This is a genomic window from Pseudomonas cuatrocienegasensis (genome assembly GCF_900110925.1).
Taxonomy (GTDB): domain Bacteria; phylum Pseudomonadota; class Gammaproteobacteria; order Pseudomonadales; family Pseudomonadaceae; genus Aquipseudomonas; species Aquipseudomonas cuatrocienegasensis.
In genome coordinates this window covers 67,730-85,222 of record NZ_FOFP01000004.1, presented here as the reverse complement: position 1 = coordinate 85,222, position 17,493 = coordinate 67,730, and the positions used below count along the sequence as shown (strand labels likewise).

The 17,493-nt window shown below is 62.5% G+C and carries 19 protein-coding genes; 8 read left to right on the top strand and 11 right to left on the bottom strand.

Features of this window, described 5'->3' with window-relative positions:
* Positions 1 to 70 precede the first annotated feature (70 nt).
* From eat to eutC, 3 genes are read left to right on the top strand one after another with little or no spacing between them, the layout of a single operon-like run.
* On the top strand, positions 71 to 1,516 hold the full coding sequence (gene eat / locus BMW49_RS07320) for an ethanolamine permease (RefSeq protein ID WP_069520051.1): 1,446 nt from the start codon (positions 71 to 73) through the stop codon (positions 1,514 to 1,516).
* Positions 1,517 to 1,565: 49 nt separating this feature from the next.
* Positions 1,566 to 2,960 carry an ethanolamine ammonia-lyase subunit EutB gene (locus BMW49_RS07315; RefSeq protein ID WP_069520050.1) on the top strand — a complete coding sequence of 465 codons (1,395 nt, stop codon included), beginning with the start codon at positions 1,566 to 1,568 and terminating at the stop codon, positions 2,958 to 2,960.
* A gap of 29 nt (positions 2,961 to 2,989) precedes the next feature.
* The gene (gene eutC, locus BMW49_RS07310) at positions 2,990 to 3,799 is read left to right on the top strand and encodes an ethanolamine ammonia-lyase subunit EutC (protein WP_069520049.1); all 810 of its coding nucleotides are present in this window, start codon (positions 2,990 to 2,992) and stop codon (positions 3,797 to 3,799) included.
* Between the two features lie 166 nt (positions 3,800 to 3,965).
* On the opposite strand, the gene BMW49_RS07305 is transcribed toward eutC, so the two are convergent.
* From BMW49_RS07305 to BMW49_RS07290, 4 genes are all read right to left on the bottom strand, one after another.
* Positions 3,966 to 4,901 carry a glutathione S-transferase family protein gene (locus BMW49_RS07305; RefSeq protein ID WP_069520048.1) on the bottom strand — a complete coding sequence of 312 codons (936 nt, stop codon included), beginning with the start codon at positions 4,899 to 4,901 and terminating at the stop codon, positions 3,966 to 3,968.
* Positions 4,902 to 4,962: 61 nt separating this feature from the next.
* Positions 4,963 to 5,274, bottom strand: a complete 312-nt coding sequence (locus BMW49_RS07300; RefSeq protein ID WP_371850884.1) for a GIY-YIG nuclease family protein — start codon at positions 5,272 to 5,274, stop codon at positions 4,963 to 4,965.
* Between the two features lie 19 nt (positions 5,275 to 5,293).
* Complete coding sequence (gene pcsA / locus BMW49_RS07295) at positions 5,294 to 5,983, bottom strand: phosphatidylcholine synthase (RefSeq protein ID WP_371850883.1); 690 nt, start codon at positions 5,981 to 5,983, stop codon at positions 5,294 to 5,296.
* 150 nt (positions 5,984 to 6,133) lie between these two features.
* Positions 6,134 to 6,604 carry a nuclear transport factor 2 family protein gene (locus tag BMW49_RS07290; protein WP_069520047.1) on the bottom strand — a complete coding sequence of 157 codons (471 nt, stop codon included), beginning with the start codon at positions 6,602 to 6,604 and terminating at the stop codon, positions 6,134 to 6,136.
* 116 nt (positions 6,605 to 6,720) lie between these two features.
* On the opposite strand from BMW49_RS07290, the gene BMW49_RS07285 reads away from it, so the two are divergent.
* Complete coding sequence (locus BMW49_RS07285) at positions 6,721 to 7,671, top strand: GlxA family transcriptional regulator (protein ID WP_069520046.1); 951 nt, start codon at positions 6,721 to 6,723, stop codon at positions 7,669 to 7,671.
* A gap of 139 nt (positions 7,672 to 7,810) precedes the next feature.
* On the opposite strand, the gene BMW49_RS07280 is transcribed toward BMW49_RS07285, so the two are convergent.
* The 4 genes from BMW49_RS07280 to BMW49_RS07265 form a co-directional block, all read right to left on the bottom strand.
* Positions 7,811 to 8,575, bottom strand: coding sequence for an amino acid ABC transporter ATP-binding protein (locus tag BMW49_RS07280; protein WP_069520045.1), 765 nt, complete (start codon positions 8,573 to 8,575; stop codon positions 7,811 to 7,813).
* Between the two features lie 10 nt (positions 8,576 to 8,585).
* Positions 8,586 to 9,683, bottom strand: coding sequence for an amino acid ABC transporter permease (locus BMW49_RS07275; protein WP_069520044.1), 1,098 nt, complete (start codon positions 9,681 to 9,683; stop codon positions 8,586 to 8,588).
* 9 nt (positions 9,684 to 9,692) lie between these two features.
* Positions 9,693 to 10,877 (bottom strand): amino acid ABC transporter permease, encoded by a 1,185-nt coding sequence (locus BMW49_RS07270; RefSeq protein WP_069520043.1) that lies wholly within the window; start codon positions 10,875 to 10,877, stop codon positions 9,693 to 9,695.
* Positions 10,878 to 10,976: 99 nt separating this feature from the next.
* On the bottom strand, positions 10,977 to 12,005 hold the full coding sequence (locus tag BMW49_RS07265; protein ID WP_069520042.1) for an amino acid ABC transporter substrate-binding protein: 1,029 nt from the start codon (positions 12,003 to 12,005) through the stop codon (positions 10,977 to 10,979).
* A 478-nt stretch (positions 12,006 to 12,483) separates the two neighbouring features.
* Between BMW49_RS07265 and BMW49_RS07260 the strand changes: the two genes are divergently transcribed.
* The 4 genes from BMW49_RS07260 to BMW49_RS24780 all read left to right on the top strand — a co-directional run bounded on the left by BMW49_RS07260 (position 12,484) and on the right by BMW49_RS24780 (position 16,206).
* A complete protein-coding gene (locus BMW49_RS07260; RefSeq protein ID WP_069520041.1) occupies positions 12,484 to 13,140 on the top strand; it encodes an alpha/beta hydrolase in 657 nt (218 codons plus the stop codon).
* Between the two features lie 244 nt (positions 13,141 to 13,384).
* Entirely contained in the window at positions 13,385 to 14,320 is a 936-nt protein-coding gene (locus BMW49_RS07255; protein ID WP_069520040.1) for a GGDEF domain-containing protein, read from the top strand.
* A 139-nt stretch (positions 14,321 to 14,459) separates the two neighbouring features.
* Positions 14,460 to 15,902: an ATP-dependent RNA helicase RhlB gene (gene rhlB, locus BMW49_RS07250; RefSeq protein ID WP_069520058.1), complete on the top strand. Its 1,443-nt coding sequence runs from the start codon at positions 14,460 to 14,462 to the stop codon at positions 15,900 to 15,902.
* A gap of 139 nt (positions 15,903 to 16,041) precedes the next feature.
* Positions 16,042 to 16,206 carry a hypothetical protein gene (locus BMW49_RS24780; RefSeq protein WP_167362786.1) on the top strand — a complete coding sequence of 55 codons (165 nt, stop codon included), beginning with the start codon at positions 16,042 to 16,044 and terminating at the stop codon, positions 16,204 to 16,206.
* Positions 16,207 to 16,243: 37 nt separating this feature from the next.
* Here the strand turns inward: BMW49_RS24780 and moaE are convergent, their stop codons facing one another.
* The 3 genes from moaE to moaC all read right to left on the bottom strand — a co-directional run bounded on the left by moaE (position 16,244) and on the right by moaC (position 17,489).
* Entirely contained in the window at positions 16,244 to 16,690 is a 447-nt protein-coding gene (gene moaE / locus BMW49_RS07245) for a molybdopterin synthase catalytic subunit MoaE (RefSeq protein ID WP_069520039.1), read from the bottom strand.
* Positions 16,691 to 16,773: 83 nt separating this feature from the next.
* Positions 16,774 to 17,016, bottom strand: a complete 243-nt coding sequence (locus tag BMW49_RS07240) for a MoaD/ThiS family protein (protein WP_069520038.1) — start codon at positions 17,014 to 17,016, stop codon at positions 16,774 to 16,776.
* The gene (moaC, locus tag BMW49_RS07235) at positions 17,013 to 17,489 is read right to left on the bottom strand and encodes a cyclic pyranopterin monophosphate synthase MoaC (protein WP_069520037.1); all 477 of its coding nucleotides are present in this window, start codon (positions 17,487 to 17,489) and stop codon (positions 17,013 to 17,015) included. Before moaC ends, BMW49_RS07240 begins: the two co-directional genes overlap by 4 nt.
* Positions 17,490 to 17,493: the final 4 nt, after the last annotated feature.

The window sequence follows — 17,493 nt, the reverse complement described above, 5'->3', positions numbered from 1 at the left end:
TCTGCCATCGATAGCCACCCCCTTAACGCAGCGCCTCACTGCACCGCAGTGGGGCGTGAAGGAGACTTGAATGTCCAAAGAGACACTGACCACACCCGCCCAGGCCGGTGTGGCAACTGAGACGGTCAACGCCGAGTACTTTGCCAACCGGCAACTCAAGCAAGGCGCAGCCGGCTGGATTCTGCTGATAGGCCTCGGCGTGGCCTATGTGATTTCCGGCGACTACGCCGGCTGGAACTTCGGCCTGGCGCAAGGCGGCTGGGGCGGCATGTTTATCGCCACGCTGCTGATGGCGACCATGTACCTGTGCATGTGCTTCTCCCTGGCCGAACTGTCCTCGATGATCCCCACCGCCGGCGGTGGCTACGGCTTCACCCGCACGGCCTTCGGCCCCTGGGGCGGTTTCCTCACCGGCACGGCGATTCTGATCGAATACGCCATCGCGCCGGCGGCCATCGCCTGTTTTATCGGTGCCTATTGCGAGTCGCTGTTCGGTATCGGTGGCTGGATCATCTACCTGGTGTTCTATGTGGTGTTTATCGGCATCCATATTCTCGGCGCCGGTGAAGCGCTGAAGCTGATGTTCGCCATCACGGCCGTCGCAGCCATTGCCCTGGGCGTCTATATCGTCGCCATGGCGCCGCATTTCCAGGTCGCCAATCTGTTCGACATCCCCGCCAGCGAGGCCACGGGCGCCAGCGCCTTCCTGCCGTTCGGCTACCTCGGCATCTGGGCCGCGCTGCCCTACGCCATCTGGTTCTTCCTCGCGGTTGAAGGCGTACCGCTGGCCGCCGAAGAAAGCAAAGACCCACAGCGCGACCTGCCACGCGGCCTGATCGGCGCCATGCTGGTGCTGCTGGCGTTCGCCGGGCTGATCCTGCTGGTCGGTCCTGGTGCAGCCGGTGCGCAATCGCTGGTCGCATCCGGTAACCCGCTGGTGGAATCGCTGGTCAAGGTTTACGGCGGCTCTACCTGGATGAGCCAGTTCGTCAACCTGGTGGGCTTGGCAGGCTTGATTGCCAGCTTCTTCTCGATCATCTACGCCTACTCGCGGCAGATCTTCGCCCTGTCGCGCGCCGGCTACCTGCCCCGCAGCCTGTCACTGACCAACCGCAACAAGGCGCCGGTTATGGCATTAATCGTGCCTGGCATTATCGGCTTTGGTTTGTCACTGAGTGGCCAGGGTGACCTGCTGATTCTGGTGGCGGTATTCGGTGCAACGCTGTCTTATGTGTTGATGATGGCTGCGCACATCACCCTGCGCGTGCGTCGTCCGGACATGCCGCGCCCCTATCGCACCCCTGGTGGTGTAGCAACTTCGAGCGTGGCCCTGGTACTGGCGGCGGTAGCACTGGTGGCGGGCTTTTTGGTCGACCCACGGGTGGTGATCGGTGCAGCCATCATCTATGCGCTGTTCATTGCCTACTTCGCCCTGTACAGCCGTCACCACCTGGTCTCGGGCACACCTGAGGAAGAGTTCGCTGCGATCCAGGCCGCCGAGCGTTCGCTGCGCTGATTTGCCCCAAGCGGCCACCCCGGTGGTGGCCGCCACAGGAGAATGACTGATGGCTCAATTTGCCCACACCATCGCTGGCCAGACCTGGCGCTTCGACAGCCTGCGCGAGCTGATGGCCAAGGCCACACCGGCGCGCTCAGGTGACTTTCTGGCGGGCGTGGCGGCCAGCAGCGATGCCGAACGCGCCGCCGCGCAGATGGCCCTGGCCGATGTGCCGCTCAAGCACTTCTTGCAGGAGGTGGTGATTCCCTACGAGCAGGATGAAGTCACCCGTCTGATCATCGACAGCCATGATGCCGCCGCCTTCGCTCCGGTCAGCCACCTGACCGTCGGTGGGCTGCGCGACTGGTTGCTCGGCGAGGCAGCCGATGAAACCAGCCTGCGCCACCTGGCGCCCGGGCTGACGCCGGAAATGGCCGCGGCGGTGTCGAAGATCATGCGCATTCAGGACCTGGTCCTGGTGGCGCAGAAAATCCGTGTGGTCACCCGCTTTCGCAACACCCAAGGCCTGCGCGGGCGCATGTCCACGCGGCTGCAACCCAACCACCCGACCGACGACCCGGCCGGCATCGCCGCGAGCATTCTCGATGGCCTGCTGTATGGCAACGGCGATGCCATGATCGGCATCAACCCGGCCACCGACAGCATGGGTTCGATCACCGCCTTGCTGGAGATGCTTGATGCGATCATCCAGCGCTACGAGATCCCCACCCAATCCTGCGTGCTGACCCACGTCACCAGTTCCATCGCTGCCATCGAGCGCGGTGCGCCGCTGGACCTGGTGTTCCAGTCGATTGCCGGCACAGAGGCGGCCAACGCCAGTTTCGGCGTTAGCCTGAAGATTTTGCAGGAAGGCTACGAAGCCGGCCTGAGCCTCAAGCGCGGCACCCAGGGCAACAACCTGATGTATTTCGAGACCGGCCAGGGCAGCGCGCTGTCGGCCAATGCCCACCATGGCGTCGACCAGCAAACCTGCGAAACCCGCGCCTACGGCGTAGCCCGCCACTTCAACCCGTTTCTGGTCAACACCGTGGTCGGCTTTATCGGCCCGGAGTACCTGTACAACGGCAAGCAGATCATCCGCGCCGGCCTGGAGGATCACTTCTGCGGCAAGCTGCTCGGTGTGCCCATGGGCTGCGACATCTGCTACACCAACCATGCCGAAGCCGATCAGGACGACATGGACACCCTGCTGACGCTGCTCGGCACCGCCGGCATCAACTTCATCATGGGCATTCCCGGCTCCGACGACGTGATGCTCAACTACCAGACCACCTCCTTCCACGACGCACTCTACGCGCGCCAGGTGCTCGGCCTGCGCACCGCGCCGGAGTTCGAGGGCTGGTTGCAACGCATGAACATCCTGCACCAGCAAGGCGGCCAACTGCGCCTGGGCGATGAGCTGCCCGCAGCGTTCCGCCAGGCCCTGGCTCACCTCAACTGACCCGCTCACGTTTGCGTAACGAGGCTCCCATGTCCGAACGGCCACCCGCCACCGAGAACCCCTGGCAGCAGCTGCGCCAGTTGACCCCCGCGCGCATCGCCCTGGGCCGCGCCGGCACCAGCCTGCCGACCCGTGCGCAGCTGGATTTTCAGTTTGCCCATGCCCAGGCCCGTGATGCGGTGCACCTGCCCTTCGACGCCAAGCCCCTGAGCGACGCCCTGCAACAACGCGGCCTCGACACCCTGCACCTGCGCAGCGCAGCCGAAGATCGCCACACCTATCTACAGCGCCCGGATCTGGGCCGCCGCCTGCACGCCGACTCTGGCGCCCAGCTCGATACCTACGCGGCGCAACATGGCACCGGCAAGGACCTGGCCATCGTCATCGCCGACGGTTTGTCGTCGCTCGCCGTACACCGCCACAGCCTGCCGTTTCTCGAACGCCTGCTCGAACAGGTGACCGCCGAAGGCTGGAGCCTGGCGCCGATTTCATTGGTGGAACAAGGCCGCGTCGCCGTGGCAGACGAGGTCGGCGAGCGCCTGGGCGCGAAGATGACGGTGATTCTGATCGGCGAACGCCCCGGCCTCAGCTCACCCGACAGCCTGGGCCTGTACTTCACCTACGCGCCGCGCGTTGGGCTAAACGACGCCTACCGCAACTGCATCTCCAACGTGCGTCTGGAAGGCCTGAGCTACGGCATGGCGACCTTTCGCCTGATGTACCTGATGCGCGAAGCCTGCCGCCGCCAGCTCTCGGGCGTGGATCTGAAGGATGAAGCCGAAACCCCTACGCTCGAAGGCGGGCAAACCGGCAACTTCCTGCTGCCGGATCAGCGTTAACGCTGGCGGTAGTAGGGTGGACGACGCCTCACCCGTCCACCAAGCGGCGAAAACGATGGTGGATGAAAAGAGCGTCATTCACCCTACTGCTGTCGCGGCTGAAGCCCCTCCCAGGGTTATACAGTCTGTGGGAGGGGCTTTAGCCGCGAGCTTGATAGCGTAGCGATTAACGCGCTTCGATACGAAAGCCCATACGCGGGAAATGCACATGCACGGTGCCGGCTCGCGGGTCTTCGCGGCGCAGGATCAGCGACTCGGTGCCGGCGAACAGCAGCTCACCCTCCACCGCATCCACGCCGTAATCGACAGCGGAAATCGCCACCGCCTGACCGGCGCTGAAACCGTTCGGGTCGCTGAAGGCTTCCTCCGGCAGCGCCGCGGGGGTCGCCTCGCGGGCCACGCTGACCGCGTCTTCGCCGCTCATTTCACTCGCCGAGCCATGGCCAAACCCCAGCACTCGGGCCAGCCAGGCGGCAACGTCCGGGTAGTCATCAACCAGCGGCGCGGTCACCGGCGTGCCGCGCAGAAACCACAGCGGGTGGGCCATGGCGAAGTCGGCCAGCGACGGCTCACCGAACAGGTAGTCACCGCTCTGGGTCGCCAATTGCTGCTGCAAACGCGCCATCAGCGCAGGCCACTGGTGACGCGCGATCTCAGCCGGCAGACGAGTGGCCAGGCCACCGTTGAACAGCGTCGAGCGGTCGGCGATAAAGCTTTTGAGAAATTCCGGCGGTGCCTTGCCAAAGCGCGCGGCGATAGACTCTGGCTGGAACACCAGGCTCACCGCGTGCAGAAACACCACCGAATCGGCCCACTGGGCGAAACTGGCGACATTGAAAGCCTGGCCTTCGGGGAACAGCGTTGGGGTGGCCTTTTCGGCTTCCAGGCGACGGGCGATCAGCGCGGTGTCGCAATAGATATCGGCGCCCACTTGCAGCACTGGGGTCTTGCGGTAGCCACCGGTCAGCGCGGTGAGGTCTGGCTTGGGCATGATCGGCGGGATGGTCACCGAGCGCCACGACAGCTGCTTGAAGCCCAACAGCAGACGCGCCTTTTCGGCAAACGGCGAGGTGGGGTAATGGTGCAGGATCAACTCATGCATGGTGGGCTCCGCAGCAAGGAAAACACCAGCTTACCTGGCTCCCCCACACGCGCCCACCGGCTCAGCCTGATAGCAGCGTATCACTGGCCGGAATAAGCGCTTCTTTGGCGGGTTTGCCCAGGCGCTTGATCGCCCGCTCACGGCGCAACGCCTCGCCTTTGCCGGCACAGGCTTCGACATACACCAGGGCCATGGCCGGGCTGGAATAGAAAAAGCGCGCGCCCTTGCCCCGCTGATGTTGGAGGAAGCGCCGCTGCGGGTCATCACTGATCCCGCAATACAGTGCGCCGTTCTGCGCGCGCACCAGGTAGACGAACCAGGGTTTCTCGGCACTCACCTCGGCGGCGAGTGAGACGGCATCGGCAGCGGGCAGTGCTGTCGCGCTTAGCGGCTCAGGCGAGCCATTCACGCGCAGTGCGCCACACGCAGATACCGACGAAGTAGGCCGAAGCGGCCAGCCAGAGCACCGTCAGAGCCAGCGATTGTTGTGGGAACTGCACAATCAGCGCCGCGCAGGCGAGCATCCAGACCATGGTCACGCCGATATTCAGCGGCATCAGCTCCTTGACCCGGAACGGGTGCAGGAACTTCATACGGGTCAGGGTCAGGGCGGACAACAGCAGGATGGTGCCGAAGGTCAGCCAGGGGCCGAAGTCGAGCAGATAGAAGTACACAACCACCACGTTCCAGGCAGCGGGGAAGCCGACGAAGTAGTTGTCCTTGCTCTTCATGTTGACGTTGCAGAAGCAGAACAGCGAGGACAGCAGAATCAAGCCAACCGACAGCAGCAGGGTGTATTCAGGCAGCGGGATAAAGCGGTAAACGAAGATCGCCGGGATAAATACGTAGGTGAGGTAATCGATCACCAGATCCAGGGTCGAGCCATCGAAGTGCGGCAGCACACCCTTGACGTCATAACGCCGCGCCAGGGTGCCATCCAGGCCATCGACCAGCAGCGCCATGCCCAGCCACAGCAGACACTGCTTGGGGTTGCCATCGATCACGGCGAGCAACGCGAGCAGGCCGAGGATCACGCCACTGGCGGTGACGGCGTGGACGCCCCAGGCACGGGCCTTGTTCATGGTCAGTATCATTTGGGTCACAGCTTGCTCTCGGCGGCGGGCGGTCGGACGAACGGGTTTCATCCGATCTGCATTAATAGGTTCTGACCCACAAGCCTATCACTGCGTTCCGTCTTGCGCCTCCCCGAGTCGACTATCTGCAGCCAAGTCTCATCGGCTGTCACGGTAATAGGCCAACGAAGCTGCCGCCTGACGCTGAATGGCAGCGCGCACCAACGGCGTCCAGCCGAGCAGCAGGCCCTTCAACCCAAGCGCCTGACGAGACCAGCGCCACAGATCGAAATGATCACGGTGGGTGACGATCAGCCCATCGCGGAAGGTGAAGTGCGCATCAATGACATTGATCACCGGCCGACCGGTCTTGCTGAACAGGTAGCTTGCAGTCCAGCTCGCTCGGCCCTGCCGATCGTCGGCTTCGATCCCTTCAAATTGCAGGGAGAAGTCCTGGGCGCGGCTGCTCAGCATGCGCCACATGTCCGCAATTTCAGCACCGCGCAGGGCGGGAAAGGCCGGGTCACTGAACACCGCATCAGGTGCGTAACAGGCGGCCATGGTGTCAGCATCGAGGCGCTGAAAAGCCTGATAAAAGCGCGTAAGGGTTTCGGCGTTGGCATGGGCCATAGGGGTCATTCCACTGAGTTAACGCGTTCAGTATCGGCGCCACCTTGCCTGTGCGCCAGCTGGCGATAACGACAACTTTGTGTCCATAATCGCCACTCACCTTTAACGACATCGCTATGCCAACCGTTGCCTTGCTGCTCTGCCCCGACACCCTATGCTCAAGCCTGAGCATGGCCATGGACGCCTTCACCCTGGCTAACCGCCTGGCCGGTCGCCGAGTGTTCGAGGTGCTGCGCGTGAGCCAGGATGGCCGGCCACTGCAGCTTGGCTTTGCCCATATCCAGGTCGATGGCGATCTACGCCTGGCCGAGCGCGCCGATCTACTGCTACTGCCGGCGACCGGCAGCGATCTGCAGGCGACCCAGACGCGCAATGCCGCCCTGCTCCCCTGGCTGGCCCAGCGCCCTGCCCGACAGGCACTTGGCAGCCTGTGCAGCGCCGCCTTTCTGCTCGGCGCCGCCGGTGTACTGGATGGCCGACGGGCCACCACGCACTGGGCGCTGGCCGATGCGTTTCGCCAACGCATACCGCGAGCACATCTGCAGATTGATGCGCTGTATTGCGAGGACGGTCCCATCTTCACCTCCGGCGGCGCCCACGCCGGTATGGACCTGTGCCTGCACCTGATCGCCCACTTTGCCAGCGAAGAGCTGGCCGACCGAGTCGCGGCAACCCTGGTGCTGGACCGCGAACGCGGCAGCCAGACACGTTTCGCCCCGCTGCTACCGGCACACCCGGAACCAGCCCCTGGCATGGCGGCGGTGCTGGGCTGGCTGCAACAGCACCTGCACCAACCGCTCGACCTCAAGCACCTGGCCCAACAGGCCCATTGCTCACCACGTACCCTGCTGCGGCGCTTTCGTGAAACAACCGGCATGCCGCCCAACACCTACCTGCATCACGCGCGCATCGAGCGGGCCCGCCAGGCGCTGCGTGACCCAAGCCGATCATTGGAGCAGATTGCCGAGCAGCTCGGTTACGCCGACCGCGCAACCTTCGCCAAACGCTTCAAGCAGGTCTGCGGCGAAACGCCCGGCGCCTTTCGCCGCCGTCTGCGCAATAGGTAGGGTGTGCCGCGCGCACCAATAATTGCCGGTGCGCGCAGCGCACCCTACGGCGTCCAACTGCAACCCAACGAAAAACGCCGCGATCCCATTAGGGGGCGCGGCGTTTTCGTACAGCCTTTGCGCTATGCGAACAAGCGGATCAATGAATGATCTGGCTGAGGAACAGCTTGGTGCGCTCGTTCTGCGGATTGCTGAAGAAGGCATTAGGCTCGTTCTGTTCGACGATCTCACCTTTGTCCATGAAGATCACCCGGTTTGCCACGGTGCGGGCAAAGCCCATCTCGTGGGTCACGCAGAGCATGGTCATGCCGTCTTCGGCCAGGCCGATCATGGTATCCAGTACTTCCTTGACCATTTCCGGGTCGAGGGCCGAGGTCGGTTCGTCGAACAGCATCACCTTGGGCTTCATGCACAGTGCGCGAGCAATCGCTACACGCTGTTGCTGGCCGCCGGAAAGCTGACCGGGGTACTTGTTGGCCTGCTCCGGGATGCGCACACGCTCAAGGAAGTGCATGGCAATTTCTTCGGCCTTGCGCTTGGGCATCTTGCGCACCCACATCGGCGCCAGGGTGCAGTTCTGCAGCACGGTCAGGTGCGGGAACAGGTTGAAGTGCTGGAACACCATGCCCACTTCACGGCGCACGGCCTCGATCTGCTTGAGGTCGTGGGTCAGCTCGGTGCCATCGACCACGATACGCCCCTGCTGGTGTTCTTCCAGGCGATTGAGGCAACGAATGGTGGTCGACTTGCCGGAACCGGACGGGCCGCACAGGACGATGCGCTCGCCCTGCTTGACGTCCAGGTTGATGTCCTTGAGCACATGGAACTGGCCGTACCATTTGTGCACGCCCTGCATCTGGATCATGCCGTCGGTGACCGCGGGTTGTTTGATTGCTTCACTCATGAGGTCGCTCCTAACGCTTGTGGCCAGTGTCCAGCTTGCGCTCCAGGTGTACGGAGTAGCGGGACATACCGAAACAGAAAATCCAGAAAACCAACGCGGCGAACACATAGCCTTCAGTGGCCATGCCCAGCCAGGCGGGGTCGGTGGTGGCTTGTTTGATGCTGTTGAGCAGGTCGAACAGACCGATGATGATCACCAGGCTGGTGTCCTTGAACAACGAAATGAAGGTGTTGACGATGCCCGGAATGACCAGCTTCATGGCCTGCGGCAAAATCACCAGGCCCATCATCCGCCAGTAGCCCAGGCCCATGGCGGCAGCCGCCTCGTACTGACCCTTGGGGATCGCTTGCAGGCCACCGCGGACCACTTCGGCGATGTAGGCCGACTGGAACAGGATCACCCCGATCAGCGCGCGCATCAGCTTGTCGAAGCTCATGCCTTCGGGCAGGAACAGCGGCAGCATCACCGAAGACATGAACAGCACGGTGATCAGCGGTACGCCGCGCCAGAACTCGATGAAGGTTACGCAGATCACGCGGATCGCCGGCATGTCCGAACGCCGCCCGAGGGCCAGCAACACCCCCAGCGGCAAAGCACCGGCAATACCGACGGCAGCGATCACCAGGGTCAGCATCAGGCCGCCCCAACGGCTGGTCGGCACCACTTCCAGGCCGAAGCTGCCGCCGTGCAGCAGCCAATAGGCCACAACCGGGTAGACCACCAAAAATGCCAGGCCATACAGGCCTTTGCGCACCATCTGCGGGATGAACAGCGGCGCAGCGCCGATGATCGCCAGCCACAGGGTCAGGTCGACACGCCAGCGCAACTCGCTCGGGTAGAAGCCGTACATGAACTGGCCAAAGCGCTGCTGAATAAACACCCAGCACGCGCCGCCACTGGTGCAGTCGGCACGGGTCTCACCCACCCAGTCAGCGTTAATAAACGCCCACTGGATCAGCGGCGGCAGAATCAGCCACACCAGGTAAGCCGCGAACAGCGTCAGCAGGCTATTGAACCAGCTGGAAAACAGGTTGGCGCGCAGCCAACCGACCACACCAACGCTGAGCGCGGGTGGCGGTAGATCAGGTTTGAACGTATGGGTCTGCATGGCTGCTCCTTACCGCTCGATCAGCGCAATGCGCTTGTTGTACCAGTTCATCAACATGGAAATGCTGATGCTGATGGCCAGGTAGACGCTCATGGTGATGGCAATCACCTCGATGGCTTGCCCGGTCTGGTTGAGTACCGTACCGGCGAACAGCGAAACCATGTCCGGGTAACCGATACCGGCGGCCAGGGACGAGTTCTTCGCCAGGTTCAGGTATTGGCTGGTCAGCGGCGGGATGATCACGCGCATGGCCTGCGGGATGATCACCAGACGCAGGGTCTTGCCACCCGGCAGGCCGAGAGAGCGCGCAGCTTCGGTCTGGCCGTGGTTGACGGCCTGAATACCCGAACGCACGTTTTCAGCGATAAAGGCAGCGGTATAGATGGTCAGCGCCAGGGTCAGGGCCATCAGCTCCGGGATCAGCACCCAGCCGCCGCGGAAGTTGAACCCCGTCAGCTCAGGAACGCTCCAGCTCACCGGGTTACCGGCGATCAGCACGGCCAGGGCCGGCAGCACGATCAGCAGCGGGATAACGCCAAGGGAGATCGGGAACAGCTTACCGGTCGCCTCGAAGCGCGCTCTCGACCAGCGGGCGAACAGGATCGAGCCGATAATCGCTACCACAACAGCGCCCAGAAAGACCGAGAAGGCATCGGTCGGTACGGGTGCCGGCATGTACAGGCCACGGCTGTTGAGGAAGAAGCTCTCGAGCACCGCGTGGCTCTGACGCGGCCCTGGCAGGGTCAGCATCACCGCGAAGTACCAGAACAGGATCTGCAGCAGCGGCGGAATGTTGCGGAAGATCTCGATGTACACGGTGGCCAGCTTGCGCACCAGCCAGTTCGGTGACAGCCGCGCCACCCCCAGCAGGAAGCCCAGCAAGGTCGCCAGCACGATACCGATAACCGACACCAGCAGGGTATTGAGCAAACCCACCAGGAACACACGCCCGTAGGAGTCGCTTTCGGTGTAGTCGATCAGGTGCTGGGCAATGCCGAAACCGGCACTGTTATTAAGAAAGGAGAAACCCGAGGTGATGCCGCGTTTCTCAAGGTTGGTCTGGGTGTTGTCGAACAGAAACCAGCCGAGCGCCACGATGGCGATGACGGCAATTATCTGAAAGACCCAGGCACGCACCTTCGGATCGGTCCAGACCGAGCCGCCGGGACGCGAGGTGTTTGCAGTGGTTTGCATAGGAGCCCTCTTTGAACACTCATGCCCGCTCGCGCGGGCATGAGGTTCACTTCATCAGAACACGAGTGATGCCTCAGGACGAGGCATCAGCACAGACGGTCAGCGCACTGGCGGTGCGTATTGCAGACCACCTTTGTTCCACAGGGCGTTGAGGCCACGTTCGATTTTCAGCTCGCTACCAGAACCGACGTTGCGGTCGAAGCTTTCGCCGTAGTTACCCACTTGCTTGACGATATGCACTGCCCAGTCCTTCGGCAGTTTCAGGTCCTTGCCGAACTCGCCTTCAGCACCGAGCAGACGAGCGATGTCCGGGTTCTTGGTCGACTTGGCCATTTCTTCGACGTTAGCCGAGGTGATGCCCAGCTCTTCAGCGTTGACCATGGCGAACAGGGTCCAGCGCACGATGTCGAACCACTCTTCGTCACCCTGGCGCACGACCGGGCCCAGTGGCTCCTTGGAGATGACTTCCGGCAGCACGACGTAGTCGTCCGGGTTGGCCAGCTTGATACGCTGTGCGTACAGCTGCGACTGGTCAGAGGTCAGCACGTCGCAACGGCCGGCTTCAACCGATTTGGCCGATTCGTCGGAGGTATCGTAAGTGATGGGGGTGTACTTCAGGCCGTTGGCACGGAAGTAGTCGGAGAGGTTCAGTTCGGTGGTGGTACCGGCCTGGATGCAGACGGTTGCGCCATCCAGTTCCTTGGCGCTGGATACGCCCAGCTTCTTGTTCACCAGGAAGCCCTGGCCGTCGTAGTAGTTGGTGCCGGTGAAGTTCAGGCCCAGGGCCGCATCACGCGAGCTGGTCCAGGTGGTGTTGCGCGACAGGATGTCGACTTCGCCGGACTGCAGCGCGGTGAAGCGCTCTTTAGCGGTCAGCGGGCTGTATTTGACCTTGGTCGCGTCGCCGAAAACGGCCGCTGCCACGGCACGGCATACATCGACGTCGAGGCCCATGTAGTTGCCTTTTTCATCGGCGTAGGAGAAGCCAGGCAGACCATCACTGATCCCGCACTGTACAAAGCCTTTCTTCTGTACCGCGTCCAGCGTAGCGCCCGCTTGCGCGAAGCCGCTTACACCGAGAACGGTTGCGGTTGTGAGAATTGCCAGGGTGGATTTCACCATCTTCATCAAAAACCTCCAGTTGCTTTTGTTGTGTTGGAGTCTCAGCTCGCCACCGTGCCCTCGTGGGGCGAGTCACACACGCAGGCAGCAACGTGGGTGACCGGGGTCGAACCTCGGCGAGAGTCTAGTTGCCGAATTCTGTGTCGGCTATAGCCTCTCTGCCCGCCCATTGGTCGAATGGGCCTGAGACGGTTAGCAATTTGCCAATTACCAGGCCGAGGCCTGGCAAACCTGTTGGAAAACCCCATCAAATTGGCTTCCCGTCTGCTCCGAGCCCGACTCGGCATAAGTGTTACCTTATCGGGACTACGACATCAGTCAGGTAGGTCATAGCAAAGGCCATACCATCGCACCTGCCGCTAGCACCATACGGGCAGGTCAAGAGCAAAACTTGTAGCCTTGCGACATCTTCTTCACAGATTGACCATGACATTTTTTGCGCAGCGCACCAAATAAGAGCGCGCGCACCAAGCAGGAGCCCCTCATGAGCGAACCCTTGATTCTTCAGCCCACACTGCCCGCCGATGCGTGCGTCATCTGGTTGCACGGCCTCGGCGCTGACCGTTATGACTTCCTGCCGGTTGCCGAAGCGCTGCAGGCCATCTTGCCGAGCACCCGCTTCGTACTGCCTCAGGCACCGACGCAAGCGGTCACCATCAATGGCGGCTGGGCCATGCCAAGCTGGTACGACATTCTCGCCATGAGCCCGGCTCGGGCGATCAACCAGGATCAGCTCGAGACCTCGGCGCAGCAGGTCATGGACCTGATCGAAGCGCAGCGAGACAGCGGCATAGATCCATCACGCATCATCCTGGCGGGTTTCTCCCAAGGCGGTGCGGTGGTGCTGCACACCGCTTTCCTGCGCTGGAACGGCCCTCTCGGTGGTGTTCTGGCGCTCTCTACCTATGGCCCAACATTCGATCCCGCGCTGACGCTTGAGCCGGCGCGCCGGACAATCCCGGTCTATTGCCTGCACGGCAGCCAAGACGATGTAGTGCTACCCGCCATGGGCCGCGCCGCCTACGACTGGCTGAGCCAGCGCGGCGTAAGCGTGGAATGGCAGGATTACCCAATGGCCCACGAGGTACTGCCAGCGGAAATCGGCGATATCGCCACCTGGCTGCAGGCACGCCTGAGCTGACCCGCCCATCGGCGCGCCACTGCCCCAGGCGCGCCCGACCACACCCAGCGCACAGCCTGAACCCCTCGTCTGGCGGGCTTGTGACGCCGCGCACAAGACTGAGCAAGACCGCCTGTCGGCAGAGCTTTTACAATTCATTGCCAGTCCTAGAGCGCAGGAATACTGTCATCTCTGGTTTCGCCCACCGACAGGGAGCGTTAGCGATGCCCATACTTTGCAGCGAACAATGGTTCGACCCGTCACGATGAGAAGCGCATCCTGGCAAGCCGACCTGCAGCAGCTGCGCGAGCTGCGGTTGTTCAATAATTTCGCCACCAGCAGCATTGCCCAGCTGCTTAAGGAATTTCGCGCCTGCGATCTACAGGCTGGGGAAGTCCTGCTGTCACCGTTCAACCGCAACCAGTACCTCTATCTGCTGCTCAAGGGGCAGTTCAAGGTGTACCTGGGGTCGCTCGACAACCCACCGGTGAGCACCCTGGAAGTGGGCGATTGCGCTGGCGAAATCAGCTTTATCGATAACGAGCACCCCTCTGCCTATGTCGTGGCCACGGTCCCGAGCCAGGTGCTGCGCCTGCACCGCGAGTCGCTGATCAACCTGTTCCATCAGTCACCGCAAATGATGCAGAACCTACTGGCCCTGCTCTGCGAGCGGGTACGCCAGGGCAATCGGCTGATCCAGAGCAGTGAGCAACATGCCAATGTCGATACGCTTACGGGCGCCTTCAACCGACGCTGGCTGGAACACGCCTACGAGCGCGAAAGCACACGCTGCTCTTTCAATGCCAGCCCGATGGGCCTGCTGATGCTGGATGTCGATCACTTCAAAGCCTACAACGACCAACACGGACACCTGGCTGGGGACTATGCCCTGTGCCTGGTCGCCCACACCCTGCGCAAACAACTGCGCCCCCAGGACAGCCTGGTGCGCTTCGGTGGCGAGGAATTCGTGATCATGCTGCCGGGGGTCGACGAAGAGCAGTCGCGGGCCATTGGCGAACGCCTGCGCCAGTCACTCGAGCAGGTCAGCTCCTTCTATTCACCTGTGGGCATGCTGCCAGGTGTCACCATGTCGATCGGCCTGGCGCTGATGGCACCCAAGGACAGCCTGCAAAGCCTGATCGCCCGCGCCGATGCCGCGCTCTACCGGGCCAAGCAACAGGGCCGCAACTGCGTCTGCTAGCGGTCAAAGGCGCCCTCTGGGTGCATCTATCAAGATAACTTTATCGATGCTGGTCACCCGCGGCCGCGGCACTTCGCCGCGCCGCGTTCTTGCTTTACACTGGCCGTCGTTCACTCCTTAGCCAATTGACGAGATGACCGTGCTCAAAGCACTCAAAAAAATGTTCGGCAAAGCCGAGGGCGAGCAGCCCAGCCCAGTCAGCCAGCCTGCTACACCCATTGCGCCCCCTACACCCGATGCCAGCCGCACCGCACCTGCAGTGCCGCCCCGACCCGCTGCGGAAGCGGCCAACGCGCCTGTCGAGGCCAGTACGCCACCGCGTAACCAGGACAAGCCACGTCGCCCACGCGCCAGCAAGCCTGTCGACACCTGGACCCTGGATGACTTCAAGGTCGAGCCAGCCGAAGGCAAGACCCGCTTCCACGACTTCAAGTTGGCGCCGTCCCTGATGCACGCCATCCACGACCTGGGCTTTCCGTACTGCACGCCGATCCAGGCGCAGGTATTGGGCCACACCCTCAAGGGCCAGGACGCCATCGGCCGCGCACAGACCGGCACCGGCAAGACCGCTGCATTCCTGATCTCGATCATCAGCCAGCTGCTGCAGACCCCTCCACCCCGGGAACGCTACATGGGCGAACCGCGCGCCCTGATCATCGCGCCGACCCGCGAGCTGGTGGTACAGATTGCCAAGGACGCCGCCGACCTGACCAAATACACCGGCCTCAACGTCATGCAGTTTGTCGGTGGCATGGACTTCGACAAACAGCTCAAGCTGCTCGAGTCGCGCTACTGCGACATCCTCGTGGCCACCCCCGGCCGTCTGCTGGACTTCAACCAGCGCGGCGAGGTGCACCTGGATATGGTCGAGGTGATGGTGCTGGACGAAGCCGACCGTATGCTCGACATGGGCTTTATCCCCCAGGTCCGCCAGATCATCCGCCAGACCCCACCCAAGAGCGAACGCCAGACCCTGCTGTTCTCCGCGACCTTTACCGAAGACGTGATGAACCTGGCCAAGCAATGGACCACGGACCCGGCGATCGTCGAGATCGAGCCTGAGAACGTCGCCAGCGAAACCGTTGAGCAGCATGTCTATGCCGTGGCCGGCAGCGACAAGTACAAGCTGCTCTATAACCTGATCGCACAAAATGACTGGACCCGGGTCATGGTCTTCGCCAACCGCAAGGACGAAGTGCGGCGTATCGAAGAGAAGCTCACCCGTGACGGCATCAGCGCGGCGCAGATGTCCGGCGACGTGCCCCAGCACAAGCGCATCAAGGTGCTCGAAGGCTTTCGCGAAGGCCAGATTCGCGTTCTGGTCGCCACCGATGTGGCCGGCCGTGGCATCCATGTCGACGCCATCAGTCACGTGATCAACTTCACCCTGCCGGAAGACCCGGACGACTACGTGCACCGCATTGGTCGCACCGGCCGTGCCGGCACCAGTGGTACCTCGATCAGCTTCGCGGGCGAGGACGATGCCTACGCCCTGCCGGGTATCGAAGCCCTGGTCGGTCGCAAGATCGCTTGCGAAATGCCACCTGACTCCCTGCTCAAGCCCGTTCCCCGCAAGCACTGAGCCCACCGCTCGCCCGGCACCAGCCGGGCGCAGCGGTATCCTGCGCCCATCACCGACATGTATTGACCATGATCAATCACTGATCCGTCCTGGCGACTAGACTGAAGGCACAATAAGCCATCAGTGCGAGGAGCTGGCCATGGACGAAGTGCACATCATGATCGCCTTACTGGTCAGCGGGTTCATCCTGCTGGCCATCGGCTTCAGTCAGCGCGAACACGACTGGAGTCTGTGGCTGACCAGCCTGGGCCTGGTGTCGATGTTCGCCCCGCTTATGTTTCGCCTCTACCTGGGCTTTAGCTAAATCCGTCGGCGTGGCGCCGGCTCCAGGCAACGCTGCATCACCAGCGGCGGGCGGCATCCTGATCACTGGCCCGCCCCTCGACCCAGCGCGGGCCGTCGGCGGTGTCTTCTTTTTTCCAGAAGGGGGCGCGGGTCTTCAGGTAATCCATAACGAAATTGCAGGCATCGAAAGCGGCCTGACGGTGCGCACTGCTGACACCGACGAAGACGATTGGCTCGCCAGGCTCCAGACGGCCAATCCGGTGAATAACGCCAATACCCAGCAAAGGCCAGCGCTGCTGTGCTTGCTCGACGATCTTGCCCAAGGCCTTTTCCGTCATGCCAGGAAAATGCTCGAGAAACATCCCGCCGACCTCGCGTCCTTCATTGAAGTCCCGCACATACCCGACAAAACTGACCACCGCGCCCACGCCCAGGTTGGCGGCGTGCAGGGCGTTCAACTCGACGCCAGGGTCGAAGGGTTGGGACTGGACGCGAATGCTCATGTAGATGCTCGTATGGAATATAGATAAAAAGCTTTATCGCGAAGCTACATGGCCCTGCAACTGCCCACCTGTATGTAGCCCATTCAGCCGCCGGTTACGGTGGGGAAAAACGCCACCTCGTCACCCGGTTGCAGCGGCTCGGCCAGGCTGCACAGCTCCTGATTACGCGCGCACATCAGGTTTTGCTCAGCCAGTACCTCCCAGACGCCACCACGGCCCAGCAGATGCTGGCGCAGCTCATCGAGGCTGGCGAATTCGTCACTGACCTGCTCGCCATCCAGGCCCAGCACTTCACGGTAGCGGGCGAAATACTGCACGCGAATCATGCCGACACCTGCGCAACGAAATGGCCACTCTTACCGCCCACTTTCTCCAGCAGGCGCACGCTTTCGATGACCATGCCGCGGTCGACGGCCTTGCACATGTCGTACAGGGTCAGGGCCGCAACGCTGGCCGCGGTCAACGCTTCCATCTCCACCCCGGTCTGGCCGCTGAGCTTGCAGCGGGCGGTGATGTGCACGACGTCCTCGCCTTCGGCCTGCAACTCGACTTTGACGCTGGTAAGCATCAGCGGGTGGCACAGGGGAATCAGGTCGCTGGTCTTCTTCGCTGCCTGAATGCCCGCGATACGCGCCACAGCGAAGACGTCGCCCTTGGGGTGGCCGCCGGCAACGATCATGCTGAGGGTGGCGGGAAGCATGCGCACACGCGCTTCGGCGGTGGCCTCGCGCACAGTCGACGCCTTGTCACTGACGTCGACCATGTTGGCACGGCCTTGAGAATCGAGATGGGTCAGCACGGGC